The sequence below is a fragment of the Burkholderia sp. A2 genome (assembly GCF_001729305.1).
Classification (GTDB): Bacteria; Pseudomonadota; Gammaproteobacteria; order Burkholderiales; family Burkholderiaceae; genus Burkholderia; species Burkholderia sola.
Genome location: NZ_LZXX01000025.1, coordinates 1 through 1,111 on the forward strand (window position 1 = coordinate 1; position 1,111 = coordinate 1,111).

1 protein-coding gene is annotated in these 1,111 nt (G+C 59.0%); it reads right to left on the reverse strand.

All coding sequences use genetic code 11. The features are described from left to right. Positions 1-748 precede the first annotated feature (748 nt). On the reverse strand, positions 749-1,111 hold a 363-nt coding region (locus A9Z05_RS03160), incomplete at its 5' end, for a LysR substrate-binding domain-containing protein (protein WP_256121821.1).

The following is a 1,111-nucleotide window of genomic DNA, read 5'->3' on the forward strand; positions in this document are numbered from 1 at the left end:
ATTATTGGGGGCGGGATGGGGAGGCGTTGTGACCGACGGCTTACGACTGTAGGGTCTCAATGATTGTGAGCTTTTTCTCACATATGGATTCATCGAATCATTAGTCAACGGCTATTAAAGCGTCGACATCGCGTGCTATCCCGATTCGTTCGGTTTTCGACAACGAGACGGTCCATGGCCACGGCTGTATTAGATTCGCGGCTGGTTCATAACGCGGTAAGAGTGATGCAGCGGGGAGGTATGGCTTTGGGGACCCTTGTTCCGTAGGAGTCCCCTAGACCATGCTGCTGATGTGCCTGTCCCATGAGGGAATTCAAGCCACTGTTTGGATCTGCCAGCCCTTTTTAGCAAGGGCATCGCATACCTTGTGCGGGACACGACTCTCGTTTGCCGCAAGACATAGCAGGCTCGTTGGACGTGACATTGCCACGTAGAGGTTCCGCATCTGCGCCTGCTGCGTCTTGGGAAGCTTTGCTAGCGCCTTGGATGGAATGCTGAACCGCACCGGGAATCGGGAGGCCGGTTGGTTTAAGTTAATGCAGGCACGTCGGCAGCATTTCTGAGTTGCCTGTAGTAGTTTGCCTCAGCTCCAGCGAGCGGTTCGACACCGTCGAAGTCGAGGGGCGTTCGGTCGTGTCGGACGAACGCGAGGGGCGTGGTTCACGCATGGTGGCAGTCGCTCGGGATGAGGGGAATTGGAGAGTGTCGAAATGCTTCGCCTGAACGGGGGCCGTCCGTGATCGGCCGGCTAGTCATTGGCGTCGGCCGCGAGCCACACGACCTGATCGCTCCAGGTCTGGTCGCGCGTAAAGCGGAACAGTGTGTCCTTGAGCAAACGGATCCACGCGTCGACGAGGCGCGACGGACGATTTTCGCGCAACGTGCTGATCGATACCGTCGAGCGAATCGCCGGGCGCTCGATCGCGATTGCTTTCAGTTCGCCGCGCGCCAGTTCTTCCTGGATCGCGACATACGTGAGCAGCGAATAGCCGACGCCCGCGCGAACGAGCTGCTTGGTCAGCGCGACGCTGTCGATTTCGAATTCGACGCGCAGCCGGACCCCGTGCTGAACGGCGGCCTGATCGATCAGCCGCCGGTTGCTGTGCGGCAG